The 1,022-nt window shown below is 63.3% G+C and carries 1 protein-coding gene and 1 pseudogene; both read right to left on the bottom strand.

Features of this window, described 5'->3' with window-relative positions:
• Positions 1-161 precede the first annotated feature (161 nt).
• Positions 162-566: a VOC family protein gene (locus ACX80I_RS17275; protein WP_459346332.1), complete on the bottom strand. Its 405-nt coding sequence runs from the start codon at positions 564-566 to the stop codon at positions 162-164.
• A 242-nt stretch (positions 567-808) separates the two neighbouring features.
• Positions 809-1,022: pseudogene (locus ACX80I_RS17270) on the bottom strand (hypothetical protein); the annotation flags it as partial.

Here is a 1,022-nt window from a genome sequence, read left to right as displayed (position 1 = left end):
CGGATGCTGTTCTGCACGCCACCCCTTGATGTAAAGCATCCTTGTCACGACAAGGATGCTTTACATCAGGAGCGGTTGTCAATGCTCCGGCGATCACGCTCCTGAGTGCCCCGGGCGGGTTCTTCACCCTCCGGTGGTAGTCCTGCGGGGGAGGGATGAGTCTAGGTGGCTAGACGCGCTCCCCACTCGTGCGGGGGGACTGCTCGGGTTTGCTGGGAGAACTCCCAGCGGTGGCCTTCGAGGTCCTCGACCGTATATTGGCGTAGGCCCCAGGGTTTGTCCTCGAGTGGCGCGATGATCGTGGCGTGGGCGGCTAGGCTCCGCTCGTGATGGCCCTGGACGTCATCGACGAGTACGACAAGTGCCGAGCTGGTTCGCCCAAGAGTCAGGGGGCTGGGCTGGTCCTCGGTGGCGCCGGCCAGTTCTACGAACCCGTCACCGATGCGCATCTCAGCATGTTGGATCACGCCTTCGGACGATGACCACCGCAGGTACTCGGTGAAACCAAAAACGTCCCGCAGCCAGTCAAGGGCCTTACCCACGTCGTTGTATCGCAGGGACGGCATGATCCAAGGAAAGCCATCCGCTGGATCGTAGGAGTGTTCGCGGGTCATGGCCCAGTATTGCGGGGACCGTAGCTCCGCGACAAGAATCCTCGGCTGGATGCACGGCAGACCCAAAGCGCGCTTGGTCCCCTTCGACGCCGCTTCCACTCCAGGTGGCCCGCACCTCCGAGCACAAACGGTCTACCTGACCGAGTAGGCACAGGGGCGGCTCGTGCGGGGCTTAGGCCTCGGGCATGCGGGTCTCAGGTTTCGGGATCGACGAGGGGTTCCCCACAGGTGGGGGGTTTGGCTGCGAAGCGGTACCAGTCCGGCAAGGCTTTGGTGAACTCGGTGCGGATGGTGGGGTCCTCCAGGACGGTCCAGTCCACGGGGGCGCCGACTTCGGGTTCCATCTTGTTCCACTCGAACCAGTTGATCATTTTCAGGTGCGGGAACCGCTCGTGCACGGTCGGGTCG

The organism is Arthrobacter rhamnosi (assembly GCF_054510855.1).
The sequence above is the reverse complement of the archived record's forward strand: the minus strand, read 5'-3'. Positions and strand labels throughout refer to the sequence as shown.

Coding starts and splice junctions, on each gene's coding strand:
- ACX80I_RS17275 (WP_459346332.1), bottom strand. CDS start 566: ATGCCGTCCCTGCGATACAACGACGTGGGTAAGGCCCTTGACTGGCTG.